The 751-nt window shown below is 68.0% G+C and carries 1 protein-coding gene; it reads right to left on the minus strand.

The window, feature by feature from the left end; all coding sequences use genetic code 11:
* A partial coding sequence (locus QMK22_RS17460) for a DUF222 domain-containing protein (RefSeq protein WP_283498926.1) occupies positions 1–751 on the minus strand: 751 nt, incomplete at both ends.

Here is a 751-nt window from a genome sequence, read left to right on the forward strand (position 1 = left end):
GGGGTGGCGCTGACGTCGAGCACGATGCCGGTGTGGGGGTGGGTGAGGATGCGTAGGAAGCTGGTGGCGGTGCCGGCGAGTTTGCGGGCGGTTTCGGGGTCGATGGGTCCGTAGCCTTCGAGTTCGCCGGGTTCGTCGCTTTTGCCCATCAGGGTCAGGACGGGGACGGTGACGTTGACGGTGGCGCCGATGCCGGCGCCGAGGCCGGTGTCGGTGACGCCTCGGGCGAGCAGGTCGATGGCGACGTCGGTGCGGAGTTGGGTGAGGGTGCGGGGTTCGTCGGGGCGTTGCAGGCTGAGGGCGGTGTCGGTGACGCGGTGGAAGATGGCGCTGAGGTCGTCGCCCGCGGCTCGCAGCCACAGGGTGGCCATACCGTCTTTGTCGGGGAAGAACCGGACCGTGCGGTCGGCCAGACACTTGGCGCGGCGCACCACGATGGACTCGGGGTGGATGTATTCGCGTAGTTTGCGGGCTTTGCCGTCGAATTGTGCGGGGGTGAGTCGTTTGGCGTGGGGTAGCAGGACCTGTTCGAGGTCGGTGTGGAAGGGTGCCGGTACGGAGTCGAGTTGGTCGAGTAGGCGGCGTGCATGGCGGAGGGAGATTTCTCCGTTGCGGAGGGCGTTGAGGGTGTGGGGGCGGGATTCGACCAGGGTCCAACTCTCCTGGAGCAGTCCGGACGCGGTGCCGTAGGGGATGCGGAGCGCGCACGCCATTTCGGCGACGAGGCCTTGCTGGGCGGCGAAGGTGGCGT

The sequence above is a fragment of the Cryobacterium sp. PH29-G1 genome (genome assembly GCF_030063365.1).
Taxonomy (GTDB): domain Bacteria; phylum Actinomycetota; class Actinomycetes; order Actinomycetales; family Microbacteriaceae; genus Cryobacterium.